Annotated in this window: 19 protein-coding genes; 2 read left to right on the top strand and 17 right to left on the bottom strand. The window is 40.8% G+C overall.

The annotated features are described in order from the left end of the window. Positions 1-80: 80 nt before the first annotated feature. From FRX51_RS02880 to FRX51_RS02800, 17 genes are all read right to left on the bottom strand, one after another. Entirely contained in the window at positions 81-335 is a 255-nt protein-coding gene (locus FRX51_RS02880) for a DUF896 family protein (RefSeq protein ID WP_146495691.1), read from the bottom strand. An 8-nt stretch (positions 336-343) separates the two neighbouring features. Then, on the bottom strand, positions 344-2,383 hold the full coding sequence (gene glyS / locus FRX51_RS02875; RefSeq protein ID WP_146495689.1) for a glycine--tRNA ligase subunit beta: 2,040 nt from the start codon (positions 2,381-2,383) through the stop codon (positions 344-346). A gap of 1 nt (position 2,384) precedes the next feature. Further along, positions 2,385-3,299, bottom strand: coding sequence for a glycine--tRNA ligase subunit alpha (gene glyQ / locus FRX51_RS02870; RefSeq protein WP_146495687.1), 915 nt, complete (start codon positions 3,297-3,299; stop codon positions 2,385-2,387). Positions 3,300-3,593: 294 nt separating this feature from the next. After that, positions 3,594-4,757 (bottom strand): N-acetylglucosamine-6-phosphate deacetylase, encoded by a 1,164-nt coding sequence (nagA, locus tag FRX51_RS02865; protein WP_146495685.1) that lies wholly within the window; start codon positions 4,755-4,757, stop codon positions 3,594-3,596. Between the two features lie 11 nt (positions 4,758-4,768). Beyond that, complete coding sequence (gene yidD, locus FRX51_RS02860; protein WP_146495683.1) at positions 4,769-5,023, bottom strand: membrane protein insertion efficiency factor YidD; 255 nt, start codon at positions 5,021-5,023, stop codon at positions 4,769-4,771. After that, a complete protein-coding gene (locus FRX51_RS02855; RefSeq protein WP_146460978.1) occupies positions 5,020-5,745 on the bottom strand; it encodes a pseudouridine synthase in 726 nt (241 codons plus the stop codon). Before FRX51_RS02855 ends, yidD begins: the two co-directional genes overlap by 4 nt. A gap of 10 nt (positions 5,746-5,755) precedes the next feature. Beyond that, positions 5,756-6,322, bottom strand: coding sequence for an SMC-Scp complex subunit ScpB (scpB, locus tag FRX51_RS02850; RefSeq protein WP_146495681.1), 567 nt, complete (start codon positions 6,320-6,322; stop codon positions 5,756-5,758). Positions 6,323-6,324: 2 nt separating this feature from the next. Beyond that, a complete protein-coding gene (locus FRX51_RS02845) occupies positions 6,325-7,026 on the bottom strand; it encodes a segregation/condensation protein A (RefSeq protein ID WP_146495679.1) in 702 nt (233 codons plus the stop codon). Further along, positions 7,026-7,781 carry a site-specific tyrosine recombinase XerD gene (gene xerD / locus FRX51_RS02840; protein ID WP_186627087.1) on the bottom strand — a complete coding sequence of 252 codons (756 nt, stop codon included), beginning with the start codon at positions 7,779-7,781 and terminating at the stop codon, positions 7,026-7,028. The genes FRX51_RS02845 and xerD overlap by 1 nt, the downstream gene beginning before the upstream one ends. Further along, positions 7,750-8,220, bottom strand: a complete 471-nt coding sequence (gene cbpB / locus FRX51_RS02835; RefSeq protein ID WP_146460969.1) for a cyclic-di-AMP-binding protein CbpB — start codon at positions 8,218-8,220, stop codon at positions 7,750-7,752. Before cbpB ends, xerD begins: the two co-directional genes overlap by 32 nt. Next, positions 8,217-8,735, bottom strand: a complete 519-nt coding sequence (locus tag FRX51_RS02830; protein ID WP_146495675.1) for a metallophosphoesterase — start codon at positions 8,733-8,735, stop codon at positions 8,217-8,219. The genes cbpB and FRX51_RS02830 overlap by 4 nt, the downstream gene beginning before the upstream one ends. After that, positions 8,717-9,688 carry a nucleoside-triphosphate diphosphatase gene (locus FRX51_RS02825; protein ID WP_146495673.1) on the bottom strand — a complete coding sequence of 324 codons (972 nt, stop codon included), beginning with the start codon at positions 9,686-9,688 and terminating at the stop codon, positions 8,717-8,719. Before FRX51_RS02825 ends, FRX51_RS02830 begins: the two co-directional genes overlap by 19 nt. Continuing rightward, positions 9,685-10,482 (bottom strand): glutamate racemase, encoded by a 798-nt coding sequence (gene racE / locus FRX51_RS02820; protein ID WP_146495671.1) that lies wholly within the window; start codon positions 10,480-10,482, stop codon positions 9,685-9,687. The genes FRX51_RS02825 and racE overlap by 4 nt, the downstream gene beginning before the upstream one ends. Positions 10,483-10,554: 72 nt before the next feature. Then, positions 10,555-10,800: a YneF family protein gene (locus FRX51_RS02815; protein WP_146460961.1), complete on the bottom strand. Its 246-nt coding sequence runs from the start codon at positions 10,798-10,800 to the stop codon at positions 10,555-10,557. 117 nt (positions 10,801-10,917) lie between these two features. Further along, a complete protein-coding gene (locus FRX51_RS02810; protein ID WP_146495669.1) occupies positions 10,918-11,607 on the bottom strand; it encodes a Bax inhibitor-1/YccA family protein in 690 nt (229 codons plus the stop codon). Positions 11,608-11,646: 39 nt separating this feature from the next. After that, complete coding sequence (locus tag FRX51_RS02805) at positions 11,647-12,114, bottom strand: HD domain-containing protein (RefSeq protein ID WP_146495667.1); 468 nt, start codon at positions 12,112-12,114, stop codon at positions 11,647-11,649. A 36-nt stretch (positions 12,115-12,150) separates the two neighbouring features. Further along, positions 12,151-12,894 (bottom strand): RNA methyltransferase, encoded by a 744-nt coding sequence (locus FRX51_RS02800; protein ID WP_146495665.1) that lies wholly within the window; start codon positions 12,892-12,894, stop codon positions 12,151-12,153. Between the two features lie 68 nt (positions 12,895-12,962). Between FRX51_RS02800 and FRX51_RS02795 the strand changes: the two genes are divergently transcribed. Further along, positions 12,963-13,241 carry an acylphosphatase gene (locus tag FRX51_RS02795; RefSeq protein ID WP_146495663.1) on the top strand — a complete coding sequence of 93 codons (279 nt, stop codon included), beginning with the start codon at positions 12,963-12,965 and terminating at the stop codon, positions 13,239-13,241. A gap of 78 nt (positions 13,242-13,319) precedes the next feature. After that, positions 13,320-14,243 carry a membrane protein insertase YidC gene (gene yidC, locus FRX51_RS02790; protein ID WP_146495661.1) on the top strand — a complete coding sequence of 308 codons (924 nt, stop codon included), beginning with the start codon at positions 13,320-13,322 and terminating at the stop codon, positions 14,241-14,243. Positions 14,244-14,272: the final 29 nt, after the last annotated feature.

Below are 14,272 nucleotides of genomic sequence, written 5' to 3'. Positions count from 1 at the left end.
ATGCTATCTTCAAAAACCTGTCAAGAAATTTGACCACAATAAAACTAGATTGATTCCCCAACCTAGTTTTATGATAAGTCTTAGTCTTTATCATCAAGCGAACGACCATGTAGGCCTTTTTCACGTTGAATTTGTTTTAATTTTTCTGGGGTCAAGTCATTGCCTTCTTCATCAACAATCTTAATCCCTTCGATATGATGACGGACGGCTCGACGATAGCCCTCGATATACTCCTCACGCAAGACTTTTTGTTCAGCCAATTCTGCCTCAGTCAAACCTTCTGCTTTCTTCTTACGGGCTAGTTCATTGATGCGATCAATTTTTGCTTGTTCCATCTTTTCTCCTACTTTGTATTTAGTTGGTTAAAGGCTGCCATTTGGCAAGCGTAACTGGCTAGACTAGCCAATAAGTTCAAACGATTGTTTTTGATAGCTTCATCATCAACCATAACCATGGTTTGATCGAAGAACTTAGTAATGACAGGACTCAGGCCAAATAACTGGTCTAGATTAGCTGCGACATCGTCAGTTAATTGTAGGTCTTGAATCGCTTGATAAAGTGCTTTTTCTGCCTCATTTTCAAATAATGCTGGCTCAACCGTTTGACCTTCTGCTTTTTCTGCCAAATTAAAGACACGAGCTAAACTTTCTACGGCTGCCTTGTAGTCAGTTTGTTCTGATTTTGCAAGCAAGGCTTTAGCGGTTGCAAAAAGATTGCTCACAATCAGACTTGAACTAGCAAGAACAGCTTCACGAATATCTTTTGTAATACCCTCATCTGCCATCAACCTATCCAAACGGGCTTTGATAAAGCTCATAACGTCGTCTTTATTCGCATAAGTCTGGGATGAGAACGTGTTTTGATACAGGTTATTGACAAACTCTGCCAAATCAAGTTTCCACTGTCCTTGATCGAGAATCTTAACCAAACCTTGCGTCGCACGGCGAAGGGCGTAGGGATCATTTGACCCACTTGGAATCAAGCCCACACTAAAGAATGACAACAGGGTATCCAATTTATCAGCTACGGCTAGAATCGCTCCAAGCTGACTAGCTGGTAATTCGCCATCACTACTTGTTGGCAAATAATGCTCACGAATGGCTTGGGCAACAGCCTTATCTTCACCTGCAAGTAGGGCATATTTTTCCCCCATTAAGCCCTGAAGTTCGTCAAATTCACCCACCATGCCAGTCATCAAGTCAAATTTATAAATGGCTGCTGCTCGCTCTAACTTGCTTTTATCTGTTTCAGATAAGCCCAATTCAATAGCCAACTTATCCGCAATCAAGCCTGTGCGTTTCATGTGCTCTGCCAGAGAACCAATCTTTTCATGGAAGGTTACCTTATCTAGTTTTTCCACTAAATCGGTAATCGAAAGTTTTTGATCTTCACGCCAGAAAAACTCGGCATCTTCCAAGCGAGCTAGAAGCACTTTTTGGTTACCCTTGATGACATTTTCAAGATGCTCGCCATTACCATTACGAACTGAGATAAAGGCTGGCAAGAGTTGGCCTTTTTTATCACGCACGACAAAGTAACGTTGGTGGTTTTTCATTGACGTCACTAGAACTTCTTCTGGAACGTCTAGATATTTTTCATCAAATTGTCCCATGAAGGCTGTTGGGTATTCAACCAAGTTTAGCACTTCGTTTAGAAGGTCTTCATCAATGTCAACTTGAATGTCATGCTTTTCTTCTAAGACCTTGATTTGATCAAGGATCATTTGCTGACGCTCAAGTGGACTTGCAATAACAAAAACCGAACGCAAAGTGTCTTCATAACGATCACTAGTTGGAATTTCTACGTCATGGCCAAGGAAGCGATGACCACGACTCACGCGACCACTCTTGATGTCAAAGAAATCTAAATCCAAGGCTTTGTCGTCCAAAAGCACCGTCAAGGTGTGAACTGGACGAATGTACTTGAAAGAATTAGATGCCCAAGCCATGCTGACAGGAAAACTCAAGTTCTCCAACACCTTAGGAAGTTCTGCCAACACTTGCTCAACAGGCTGACCTTTTTCGGTCTTGGTCACATAGACGTAGTCTTCTCCCTTGATGGTTTCAAAGCGAATATCGTCTGTGGTCAAGCCCTTACCACGCACAAAGCCTTCTGCTGCCTTGGTAAAATGACCAGACGCATCAAGGGCAATCTTTTTAGCAGGTCCCTTAAAATCTTCTGTCAAATCACTTTGTTCATCTGCCAAACCGACAACACGAACTGCTAAGCGACGAGGCGTTGAAAAAGGTACAATCTTATCAAATGTCAAACGATTATCTGTTAAAAAAGTCGCCATGCGATTTTCAAGTTGTTCCATACTTGGCGTCACCACATAAGCCGGCAACTCTTCCAAGCCAATTTCTACTAATAAATTTTTTACCATGTTATTCCTCCTCTGCTAACAGTGCTTGACGTGTTTCGTCATCTAGTAAAGGATAGCCTAAGCGTTTGCGTTCTGCAACAAAAGTTTTGGCTACGTTGCGGGCTAGGTTACGAATGCGGGCGATATAGCCAGCACGTTCTGTTACTGATACGGCTCCTCTGGCATCTAAAAGGTTGAAGGTGTGCGAACATTTCAAGACATAATCATAGGCAGGATGCACCAAGTTTTCAGCCAGACAGTTCTTGGCTTCTTGCTCAAATTTTTCAAAATTAGATAGAAGCATATCTTGGTCGCTCAATTCAAAGCTATATTTTGAATGCTCATACTCTGGTTGAATGAAGATTTCACCATATTTCACGCCATCTGCCCACTCAATGTCATAGACAGACTCCACTTCTTGAATGTAAGACGCTAGACGCTCCAAGCCATAGGTCACCTCAGCAGTGACTGGCCCTGTTTCCAAACCACCAACCTGTTGGAAGTAAGTAAATTGAGTAATTTCCATACCATCAAGCCAAACTTCCCAACCTAGACCAGCAGAACCTGTTGATGGATTTTCCCAGTTGTCCTCAACAAAACGAATATCGTGTTCTAAAGGATTGATTCCCAACAACTCCAAACTTTCCAAGTAAAGCTCTTGGATATTGCTTGGACTTGGTTTCATAACCACTTGGAATTGATGGTGTTGATACAAACGGTTTGGGTTTTCACCATAGCGACCATCGGCTGGGCGACGACTTGGCTCTACGTAAGCTGCATTCCAAGGCTCAGGTCCAATCGCACGCAAAAAGGTGTATGGACTCATGGTTCCAGCTCCTTTTTCATTATCATAGGCTTGCATGAGCAGGCAGCCTTGATCATTCCAAAATTGTTGCAAGGTCAAGATAATCTCTTGAAAGGTTAATTTTTTAGACATAGTTTCCTCTTTCTATTGCTTTAATGTGGTGGCGATAGCTCATTGACATCAACTTAGTAAACAAAGACCGTTATTAGACAAGAAAAACCACGCACTAGCCCCTGTTGATAACAGGGGCGTAGCAACGCGGTTCCACCCTATTTTATGACTTCATTTGTATTGATTAAAGCATTGAATCGCCACCATTTATTGGTCTCCTGTCTAGCTTCCACCAACCTAGACTCGCTTTGAGGGTTCAATAAAATCTTTTTCAACACCTTTTATCTTATCATAAATTGATTGGCCTGTCTAATCTTACTTATCTTGTGACCAAACTTTTTGACCATTGAGATAAGTTGCTTGCAAGGTCATTTCCTTGTTTAAGACGATAAAATCAGCAGGCAAACCGGCTTTGATTTGACCACACTCATCTAGCAAGTTCAAGGATTTAGCTGGAACGTAGCTAGCCATGCGAATAGCTGTCACCACGTCTGCCAAACCCCACTCAACCACATGTTTGACAGCATCTTTGAGTTGCAAGATAGAGCCAGCCAAATTACCACCATCCTTTAATCTAGCCGTCCCAGCTTCAACACGAACAGGGAACTCGCCTAGCATGTAGTCACCGTCTGTCATACCACCTGCACTCATACAGTCCGTAATCAAAGCCACACCGTCATGACCCTTTTGTTGCATCAACAAATCACAGGCCTTAGGATGAACATGGTGCCCATCACAGATTAACTCGGCATAAGTATTTGGCAGATGATAAACAGCTCCTAACATGCCCAGTTCACGATGGTTGAGTCCTCTCATGCCATTATAGGCATGAACCCAGATAGAAGCTCCTGCTGCTACAGCTTTTTCTGCCTCGTCATAGGTAGCGTCAGAATGCCCCAAGGCTACTGTCACACCTTGTTCTGTCGCATATTTGACAAATTCAACTGTTCCTTCACGTTCAGGAGCTAGGGCTATTTTGGACAAAAGCCCTTGTGAACTCGCCAACCACTGATCCAATTCAGCAATACTTGGATTTCGCATGTAACTAGGATTTTGTGCTCCCTTATAAGTTTCGGTAAAATAAGGCCCTTCAAAATACAACCCTTGAATTTTACTGCCTTGAACTGTATCTTTGGCTGTCGCCACCAACTGACAAACCTTGTTCAAGGTGTCGAAATCAGCCGTTAGAGCAGTTGGTAAAAAGCTGGTCACCCCTGTTTCTAACAAGGACTGACTCATACGTTCTAAACTCTCTAGTTGACAATCCATGACATCGGATCCTGCATACCCATGAATATGGGTATCAAACAAACCAGGAGCAACCACATAGCCACTATAATCTAAAATCTCAGCCCCTTCTGGCACCTGCTCTTGCCACTGACCAAATCGACCATTTTCAATCGCTAAAAAACCACCGACTTTTTCTTCATAAGGGTAAATAAACCCATCAGCTTTGATAAACATGCTTACTCCTTTCATCAGAAAAACTTCTACAACTCACCCTCTGATTCTGTTTGATTGGCTCTCAGTGAAAACTTATCTGGCACAGGATCCCAGCCACCTTTGACAAAGGGATGGCAGCGGCAAATCCTTGCCAAGCCCATGACAAGACCCTTGATACCATGACGCTCGACTGCTTCAATCATATAGGCAGAACACGTTGGACGATAGACACATGATGGTGGAAACAAGGGCGAAATCAAACGCTGATACGCCCTAACCATATAAATGATTAGCTGCTTCATTTGACCTTATTGATGGCTGCATTATGTAGCTGGCTGATTTCTTTTTTGTTCAAACGGCGAGATTGACCTGGGCGTAAGCCAGTCAAATCAAGCGTTCCAAAGCGTGTTCGTGACAATTTATCAACCAAAAGCCCTACACTTTCAAACATCTTTTTAACTTGATGATGACGCCCTTCATGGATAATCAATTCAACAACGGAACGATTTTTTTCAGGATCAACCTTAATGATTGAATAACGAGCTGGCTTGGTTTTTTTACCGTCAATCACCACACCACGAGTTAGGGGACGTAAATTGTCCTTGGTTGCAATCCCCTTTAGACGAGCCACATAGACCTTATCAATCTCATTGCGAGGATGAATCATCTTATCGGTAAAATCACCGTCATTGGTCAAAATCAAAAGACCTGTCGTATCCCAATCCAAACGACCAACAGGGTAGATACGCTCCTTGACTTGAGGGAGTAAATCAATCACGGTCTGTCTGCCCTTGTCATCTGACACACTGGAAATGACCCCACGAGGTTTATTGAGCAGGTAGTACACCTTTTCTTCGTTATAAATGGGGCTACCACTCACTTCTACGACATCTCCAGATTTGACTTGAGTAGCTAAGTCAGTAATCACTTGACCATTGAGCGTTACCAACCCCTTTTTAATCAATTCTTCTGCCTTACGGCGACTGCTCACTCCGGCATGGGCCATATATTTGTTAATTCTCATCTTCTTTTCCTTATTCTTCTGCTAAATCTTCTGTATTAAAAAGCGAAATTGGCTCTTCCGTCACGGCTAAATCTGACACATCTATCAATTCCGATAACTCATTGATTCCCAAGTAATCTAGGAAATAATCTGTTGTGCGATAGAGATTGGGACGACCCAAGACATCTTTTTTTCCAGCTTCTTCAATCAAGTTAAAAGCCTGTAACTTGCTGATTGCCCCACTCGAATTGACCCCTCTAATCGCATCTACTTCCACCCGAGTAATCGGTTGTTTATAAGCAATGATTGATAAAACTTCTAGACTAGCTCGTGATAGGCTTTGATTGATTGGTGTTTGGGCATAACGACCAAGTAAGTCCGCATGCACGTCTTTTGTGACCAACTTATAACGATTGGCTGAGAGTAACAAAGACAAACTTGATGTTTCGTCATTTTGATATTTGTCACTTAGTTGATCTAGTTGTTGCAAAAGAGCTGAGGGAAGCACATCTAATAATTCTGTCAACTGTCTTAAACTAAGACCATCTTCTCCAGCCACAAACAAGAGTGCTTCTAAAGCTGCTAAATCATTTGCCATGTTCACTCCTTCTCCAAATAAATCTCACCAAAATTGACCGCTTGGCTAAAGGATAGCTGACCAATTTTTATCAATTCCAAACAGGCTAAAAATAAGGTAATCAACTCATTGACAGCTGTTGTTTGCGAAAACAATTGTGACAGACTCAGTTTTCTGGCTTGCGCAAATCTTTCTTCCAACCAAACCATCATGTCTTCGATCCGATAATCCTCAGCTTCAATCAAAGTATGACTAGTTTTAAATTCTTCCTGTTTTTTAGCCATAATCTTGGCAAAAGCAAGATACAAATCTAGCGGTGTCTTATCTTGTTTCAAACTGATATCCTCATGAATCAGTTCCTGCTTAGCTTTTGAAAAATGACGGGCTCGCTGCTCATGCTGGGCAGCCAACTCTTGACTTAGCTCCTTAAAACGAGCATATTCTTCAATCTGACTCAAAAGTTCATACTCAGGCGTTTCTTCAACTGGCTGACTTTCTACCACCTTAGGTAGCAACTTACGACTCTTGATTAACATGAGCTGACTGGCCATCACCATATAGTCACCCGCAATTTCTAATTTCAGCGTTTTCAACGTGGCTAAATAGGTCAGATATTGCTCAATCACTTCAACGATAGGCACATCATAAATATCCACCTCATACTTGGAAACCAAGTGCAAAAGCAAATCTAAGGGGCCTTCAAAATCTTTTAGTTTTATGTCCATTAGTGATAATACTTCTCCAGAGTGATGGGGGATTTTAGTCCTAGACGCTTGGCCAGGGTTGACAAATCAAGTCCTGCTGCCAGTTGCCGTTTGATGTATTCTTCACGCAAAGAATGAGCCGTCAGGCTTGTTAAACCCTTGTTTTTAAGATATGTCGTCAACACACGATGAAACCATTGTCGTGAATAAGGCTTTCCTCCATGTTCAAAAACATAGGTTTGATTTTGCGGTAGGGAAAAATAAGTCAAAAATTGTTCAGACAAGGGTAAAATCCTCACCTGTTGTTTATTGACCAAGCGTAAAATTCTCAACTCAAGCTCAAACCATCCTACTTCCAAGGACAAAATCTGACTTGGCGTCAAACCAAGCTCTACAATAAACAAGGCTAACAGTTGACCAATGTCTTTCTCTTTTTCCTGATAAAGACCAGACAAGTCCACTTGTTTTGTCTCTTTACTTGGTTTTGGTAATTTTTCTTGACTGGTCAAGCGATAAAACGTTTGGAGTTGATCTGATTGATAAAGGTAATATAAAAACTGATTGACAACAGACAACTTACGATTTTTAGCTGAAGCCTTAAGTGGTAATAAAAACTGCTCATAACGAGATAAGCTACTTCTATCAATCTGTTCAGCAACCACTTGGCAAAACTGGTCTAAATCATAAGCATAGGCCTGATAGGAATTTTTAGCCAGTTGTCGTTGCTTCAAAAACTGGGCAATCTCATTCTTGAGGTGATTTTGGGCTAATGTCATAATAATGTTTGAAATCATGAAGCAGGCTATTTAGAGCCTTGAGAATTGACTTACGCGTAATGATACCAACAAGGGTATGGTCTTGTAAAACGGGCAGAAAGGACGCATCTACCAATTTGTGCATGACCTCTGTCAGATTAGCGTTCAAAGCCACTGTCGGTAGTTCCTTATTAACCATCAAGCCAATATTCAAATCAGCCATTTCTATCTCAGACAGCTCATGTTCTTTTTGATAGTGGATAATGTCTGACATGCTGATGGTACCAACATAGATTTTATCCTTAGTCATGACTGGTACGCGTGAAAAACCGTTATTGCTCAACAAGAGCAAGACATGCCCCACATTATGCGTATCGATAAAAAGAGCTAATTCTTCTTCTGGCGTCAGATAGGTTTCCATGTGAGCCAATAAAAATTCTTCAAATTCTTTTGCAATCATCGTTGAAATTCCTTTGATAAAGATGGATAAAGCTGGTGATTCAGATCAAAAAAATCCACCTTAATCTTATCTCCTGTCACCTCAATCTTAGCATAAAGCTTTTCCCTAACCTCTCCACGAGGTTGCTCAACACTGCCAGGATTGACAAAAACAATCTGCCCTTCCTGCCAAGCACTCGCCTGATGCAGATGACCATAAAGACAAATGTCCGCTCTTTCTTCTTGAGCCCATAGATTCAAACGATCCCAAAATAAGTTAATCAAATGATGATGGCCATGAGTTTGAGCTACCCTTAACCCTTCAAAATCCGTCACCAAACGTTCTGGATAATCTCCGCCATCACAGTTTCCACCAACGACTTGAATCCCTTCCCATAAGGGCAAGTTGCTAGGTAGTTCCGAGTCCCCATTGTGAAAAATAGCGTCCACCTTACCTTGATAATAGTCTTTGATACTTTGCACAACGGCTTTATTGCCATGAGAATCACTCATCACAATTAGAGTGTAAGTTGCCATTTTGGAAAGACCTCCATTAGTTTTTTCACAGCCTGCCCACGATGGGATTGCTGATTTTTTTCTGTAGCTGATAATTGAGCCGCTGTTTGCCCTGTTTCTCCTACCAAAAAGATTGGATCATAGCCAAAACCATTCTCCCCCTTTGGTGCAAAGGCAATATAGCCCTCCCACTCGGCTGACACAACTAAACTGTCACGCTCTGGCACTGCAACAACCAAGGTGGTATGAAATTGAGCTGAACGTCGCTTCAAGTCTGTAATCACAGCTAGTTCATGTAAAAGTTTGGCATTATTAGCCTGATCATCAGCATCTTGACCAGCAAATCTAGCCGACCAGACCCCAGGTAAACCACCTAGCAGATCAACCTTTAAGCCGGAATCATCAGCCAAGACCATTTGACCAGTCAAGTTGGCAATGGTTTCGGCTTTCAAACGAGCATTTTCTTCAAAGGTCATCCCAGTTTCTGCCACCTCAAGTAGATCAGGATAATCATTGAGATTCTGTACAGATATGCCTAAAGGAGCAAACAAGTCACGGAATTCCTTGGTTTTGCCCTCATTACGAGTTGCAATTAAGAGATTACTATCCAACCCCCTTGTCTCACCAGCCAATAACTCTGACAGCTTGATCGTTGACTTAGCCGGCTGAATCCATAAAATCTTATCTTGCTCGGAGATGACCATTAACCCCTTAAAAGAAGTCAAAGTCAACTGACGCCCTTGCTCTTGATTGAGCATATCCAAGATAAACTGAACTAAAGCCAAGTTTGAGGATAGTTTGATGACAAACAAATCATAAGCAACAGAAGACTCTTCTCCCAATAAGATATGGTTTAAGTTAGCATACGTCGTTTTTGGATAATCAACAAAAGAATGAATTGAGGAACTTGCAACACCCCATTTGGCAACAAACCAGTCTTCTTCTGTCTTATACTCATATAATTTTTCACTCATAGGTCAACATGCTCCACATTTATCTCGATTTTTAACCAATTTTCAGCAATTTCTTTGAAAATTTTAGCACTAGCCGTCGTATAAAAACGGTGATTGGGTTCTCCCTCTTGCCAACTGCGATTTAGTTGGAAATAATTCAACAAGACAGACACATCACGAATACATTCTGCCCCACTATCAATTAGACTTACCCCATCTCCTACTGCTTCTTGAATAAGCGGTCTTAACAAGGGATAGTGTGTACACCCCAAAACCAAGGTATCCACTCCTTGATCAATCATCGGAATCAAGCTTTCATAAACCACTTGTCTGGCTAAGTTAGAACTAATTTCATTAGACTCAACCAAGGGAGCAAATCGCGGACAAGATAAGCTCATCACCTCTGTTTGTGGAGAAAGCAATTGGATTTTTTCACGATAAATATCTGATTGAATGGTCATAGGGGTGCCAATCACTCCGATTTTACCACCTTGATTGGTCTGAATAGCAGCACTTGCTCCAGGTAAAATAACTCCGATAACAGGTATTTCTAATTTTGCCTTAATGTCTTCCCAGACAACAGCAGTTGCTGTATTACAGGCAATAACGATCATTTTAACATCTTTGGTTAAAAGAAATCTAACCAAGTCCCAAGTAAAGTCACGAATTTGTTCAGCAGTTCTAGGCCCATAAGGTGCCCTAGCCGAGTCACCAATATAGACAACCTCTTCTTGAGGTAGCTGCCTTATCAACTCTTTCACTACTGTTAGACCACCCACACCAGAATCTAAAAAACCAATCGGCCGATTATCCATAGGACCTCCACTTTATGTCTTACTTGCTACTACAAAGAAAGAGCAGAAAATCCCTTCCCTGCTCCCCATCAGTTATTTTTTCTTAGCCTTTGTTTTAGCAGCTTGTTGTTGCTTGTTCATTTGACGGACAACTTGTTGCACCTTAGCTTCACTTGGTTTTTGACCCATTTGGCTCATCATGGTACGAATCACATCAGCATTAAGTGGTGGGTTTTCTTCCAAATATTTTTCCATTTGCTTACGAGCGATAAAGGTTCCACCTACAAGCCCTCCAAAAAAAGCAATGATTACAATTACAATCCAAAGAAATGTTGACATCTTTTCTCTCCTAATTTTTTTACCAACCCATTATATCAAAAATTCAGTAAAATAACAAAATTTATCTCCAAACAAAATCACTGGAAGCATCTTCCAGCGACTATTGTTTATTAAACATCAATCATTTCTACCCATAATACGCAACAGGCTGAGAAACAGGTTGATAAAGTCTAAATAAAGGCTTAGAGCCATCGAAATCGCCCAACCATCTGTTACTTGTCCTTGTTGTTGAAGGTAAACACGTTTAATCAATTGATTGTCATAAGCAATCAAGCCAGAAAAAACAAAGACAGAGATAATACTCACCACGTAAGACATCAAACTGCTAGCAAAGAAAATATTCACCAAGCTAGCAATCATAATACCAATTAAAGCTGCCATTATCGCCTTTCTCATGCCAGACAAGTCTTTTTTAATGGTACGACCAAGAACGGCCATCACCATGAAAACAAGAGCTGATGATAATAGAGCTTGAAAAACTGTTGCTTGAGCGTAGGCTAATAGCATAAAGCTCATGGTAAAACCATTTAAAGCAGAATAGCCCAAGAAAATAGGTAGAGCCATTGGAGTATTTTTACGAGCTGCTCCACTGGCAATAAAAACAAGAGCAACTTCAAGAAACATCCCCCCATAATAAAGCCAAGGGTAGTTTGTCAAAATCACTTGCATATTGGTAGGGAAAACATACAGCATTAGTCCTGCCACTGCTGCAGATAAGCCTATCCCCATGCCAACTAAACCATAAATTTTGGCATAAAAAGTAGCCAAGCCGGTATCTGTTTGTGTATAAGTAATGGTTTGATTCATCTTACTTCTCCTAAAATTTTACTTTTTCAATATTCTTGGTCATTTTTTAGCCAAGTATTTTCTAAAAGGAGTTAAGGCCTCCTTAACTGCCCAATATTTATCAACCACGGTCACAATATAGCTTTCCTTATAACGAGGAAAAGCCAGCGTTGCTCCCCACATATGCTTCAAGATAATATCTTCTTCACGTTTATTGAGATTGATTAGTTTTTTGGCATTGCGTACGGCAATTCGAGGATGAACCCAAGCATGACTTTTATTAAATTTTGTCACTCGCCAATCATAATAAAAGAAATCATGCAAAAGACCACCACGAGCTGTACTTTTCGCATCCCAACCAAATTTTTTAGCAATTTTATAACTCGTATAGGCAACGTTAATCGAATGCTCTAATCGTGTCGAATGCTGATGTTGGACAATCGGTGCCAACTTTTGAAACCTCGGATGAGCAATCAAATGACCCACGTAGTCCATAAATTCTCGATCTTTTTGATAATTTTTTGTCATTATTAAACCTCTGTCGCTAATTTTAGTCTATCGGTCTTAAATAAAACTAAACATCAAAATGCCCGCAGCAACAGCTACATTCAGACTTTCTGCTTGACCAGGCATATTGATATGGACTAGAAGATCGGCTTGAGTTGCCATTTCTTGCGAAATCCCTTGACCTTCATTGCCAAAAACCAAAGCAAAATTACTCAAGTCAGACAGACTGCGATAATCCACAGATTTTTTTGACAAGGTTGTTGCTAGACAGGTTACACCACTTGATTGCATTTGGTTAAGATAAGTCAAGACATTCCCTCGATAAATGGGAAGATGAAAATGACTACCCTGCATAGAACGTAAGGTCTTAGCATTATAAATATCAGCTGACTTTTCTGAAATAAAAACTGCATCAAAACCTGAGGCATCAGCCGTTCGTATCATTGTTCCTAGATTACCTGGATCTTGGACATCTTCCAAAACCAGATACTTACCTTTAAACTGACTTGGGGGCATCATATTAGGTAGAGCTATTTCCGCCACAATACCTTGAGGAGTTGGCGAGGTTGACAAGTCTTTAAGAATTTCGGGTGAAACAAGAATCAGTTGCCCCTCATAATCTATTAGCTGGCTAATTTGATCAGCAACAACAAATACCCTGAGAATCTCTGCCTTCGCCCGCACTGCTTCTTCAAATAAATGCCAACCCTCAATCAAATAAGACGATTGGCGATATTTTTTTTGTAATAATTTCTTAGTTTGCTTGATTAAAGGATTAGCCTTTGATGTTATCTCAATCATGTTTACATTATATCATATTTAAGACCAAGCTATGTTATAATAACATTAACAAATCAAAGGAGAACATCATGCACAAACTACGTCTCTTAGTTTCTGGTCGAGTTCAAGGAGTCGGCTTTCGCTACGCTGTTCTTGGACTTGCTTTAGAACTAGAAGGAATCACTGGTCGAGTCTGGAATAATAGTGACGGTACGGTTGAAATTTTAGCTCAATCTGACAAGCCTCAACTCCTAGCCAAATTTACCCAAGAAATCCGTAAGAACCCTTCCCCCTTATCCAAGGTGACCTACGTTGATGTGACAACTGCTAACTTTTCTTCATTCAGCGATTTTCAAATCATTTCTTAAATTCCAACTAAGGAACTATTGAGAAATTTAATAAAAAAAGGTAAAATAAAGGGTATCTTAAAAATTGAGGAAATAATAGTGAATAAAAAACAAAAACGATTACTCCAGTCAGGATTTGGCCTGAGCCTTCTGTTTCTTTTAGCTGGCTGTGTCCAACAAAAAAATGGTGTCCCAACAGGAGAAGGTTGGGTCTATAACCTACTAGTTGAACCTATGGGACGCTTTATCCAGTATTTTGCTAATGATATGGGACTCGGTTTTGGCATTGCCATTATCCTTGTCACCATTGTTGTGCGTTTTCTAATTTTACCACTAGGACTTTATCAAAGTTGGAAAGCGAGCTACCAGTCTGAAAAAATGGCTTATCTCAAACCTATCTTTGAGCCTTTGCAAAAACGCATGCAAGAAGCAAGTACCCAAGAAGAAAAATTAGCTGCCCAAACAGCCTTTATGGCTGCCCAGCGTGAGAATGGCGTTAGCATGCTAGGGGGTATCGGCTGTATGCCACTCTTGATTCAACTACCTTTCTTTTCTGCTCTTTTCTATGCTGCTCGCTTTACTGAAGGTATTGCTGGAAAAACATTCCTTTGGTTCCGACTTGACCAACCAGACTTGATTTTGGTCTTAATTGTCGGTGCACTGTACTTTGCTCAATCGTGGTTATCTATGCAAGGCATGCAAAATATGTCACCTGAACAAGGTAAACAAATGCAAACCATGATGTATATGACGCCTCTAATGATGGTCATGATGTCATTTAGTATGCCAGCAGGGGTGACTCTTTACTGGTTTGTCGGTGGTATTTTCTCAATCCTCCAACAACTCATTACCATGTATATTCTTAAACCTAAACTTCGTCAAAAGGTAGAGGCAGAATTTGCTAAAAACCCACCCAAAGCTTACCAAGCTCCAAAGACGCGTAAAGATGTGACACCACAAATGACACAAGTTATTCATCAACCAAGCAATCGTAATGCTGGTAAACAACGTAGCAAACACTAAGATAAAAAGCTATCTAATCATTTAGATGG

It is taken from the genome of Streptococcus sp. sy010, from assembly GCF_007859175.1.
In the GTDB taxonomy this organism is placed as follows: domain Bacteria; phylum Bacillota; class Bacilli; order Lactobacillales; family Streptococcaceae; genus Streptococcus.
This window is presented reverse-complemented; position numbering and strand designations above follow the sequence as displayed.

Coding starts and splice junctions, on each gene's coding strand:
- glyS (WP_146495689.1), bottom strand. CDS start 2,383: ATGGTAAAAAATTTATTAGTAGAAATTGGCTTGGAAGAGTTGCCGGCT.
- FRX51_RS02830 (WP_146495675.1), bottom strand. CDS start 8,735: ATGGCAACTTACACTCTAATTGTGATGAGTGATTCTCATGGCAATAAA.
- FRX51_RS02795 (WP_146495663.1), top strand. CDS start 12,963: ATGCACAAACTACGTCTCTTAGTTTCTGGTCGAGTTCAAGGAGTCGGC.
- FRX51_RS02800 (WP_146495665.1), bottom strand. CDS start 12,894: ATGATTGAGATAACATCAAAGGCTAATCCTTTAATCAAGCAAACTAAG.
- cbpB (WP_146460969.1), bottom strand. CDS start 8,220: ATGATTGCAAAAGAATTTGAAGAATTTTTATTGGCTCACATGGAAACC.
- scpB (WP_146495681.1), bottom strand. CDS start 6,322: ATGGCAAATGATTTAGCAGCTTTAGAAGCACTCTTGTTTGTGGCTGGA.
- FRX51_RS02825 (WP_146495673.1), bottom strand. CDS start 9,688: ATGAGTGAAAAATTATATGAGTATAAGACAGAAGAAGACTGGTTTGTT.
- FRX51_RS02810 (WP_146495669.1), bottom strand. CDS start 11,607: ATGAATCAAACCATTACTTATACACAAACAGATACCGGCTTGGCTACT.
- FRX51_RS02815 (WP_146460961.1), bottom strand. CDS start 10,800: ATGTCAACATTTCTTTGGATTGTAATTGTAATCATTGCTTTTTTTGGA.
- glyQ (WP_146495687.1), bottom strand. CDS start 3,299: ATGTCTAAAAAATTAACCTTTCAAGAGATTATCTTGACCTTGCAACAA.
- yidD (WP_146495683.1), bottom strand. CDS start 5,023: ATGAAGCAGCTAATCATTTATATGGTTAGGGCGTATCAGCGTTTGATT.
- FRX51_RS02845 (WP_146495679.1), bottom strand. CDS start 7,026: ATGGACATAAAACTAAAAGATTTTGAAGGCCCCTTAGATTTGCTTTTG.
- FRX51_RS02855 (WP_146460978.1), bottom strand. CDS start 5,745: ATGAGAATTAACAAATATATGGCCCATGCCGGAGTGAGCAGTCGCCGT.
- racE (WP_146495671.1), bottom strand. CDS start 10,482: ATGGATAATCGGCCGATTGGTTTTTTAGATTCTGGTGTGGGTGGTCTA.
- FRX51_RS02880 (WP_146495691.1), bottom strand. CDS start 335: ATGGAACAAGCAAAAATTGATCGCATCAATGAACTAGCCCGTAAGAAG.
- FRX51_RS02805 (WP_146495667.1), bottom strand. CDS start 12,114: ATGACAAAAAATTATCAAAAAGATCGAGAATTTATGGACTACGTGGGT.
- xerD (WP_186627087.1), bottom strand. CDS start 7,781: ATGACATTAGCCCAAAATCACCTCAAGAATGAGATTGCCCAGTTTTTG.
- nagA (WP_146495685.1), bottom strand. CDS start 4,757: ATGAAAGGAGTAAGCATGTTTATCAAAGCTGATGGGTTTATTTACCCT.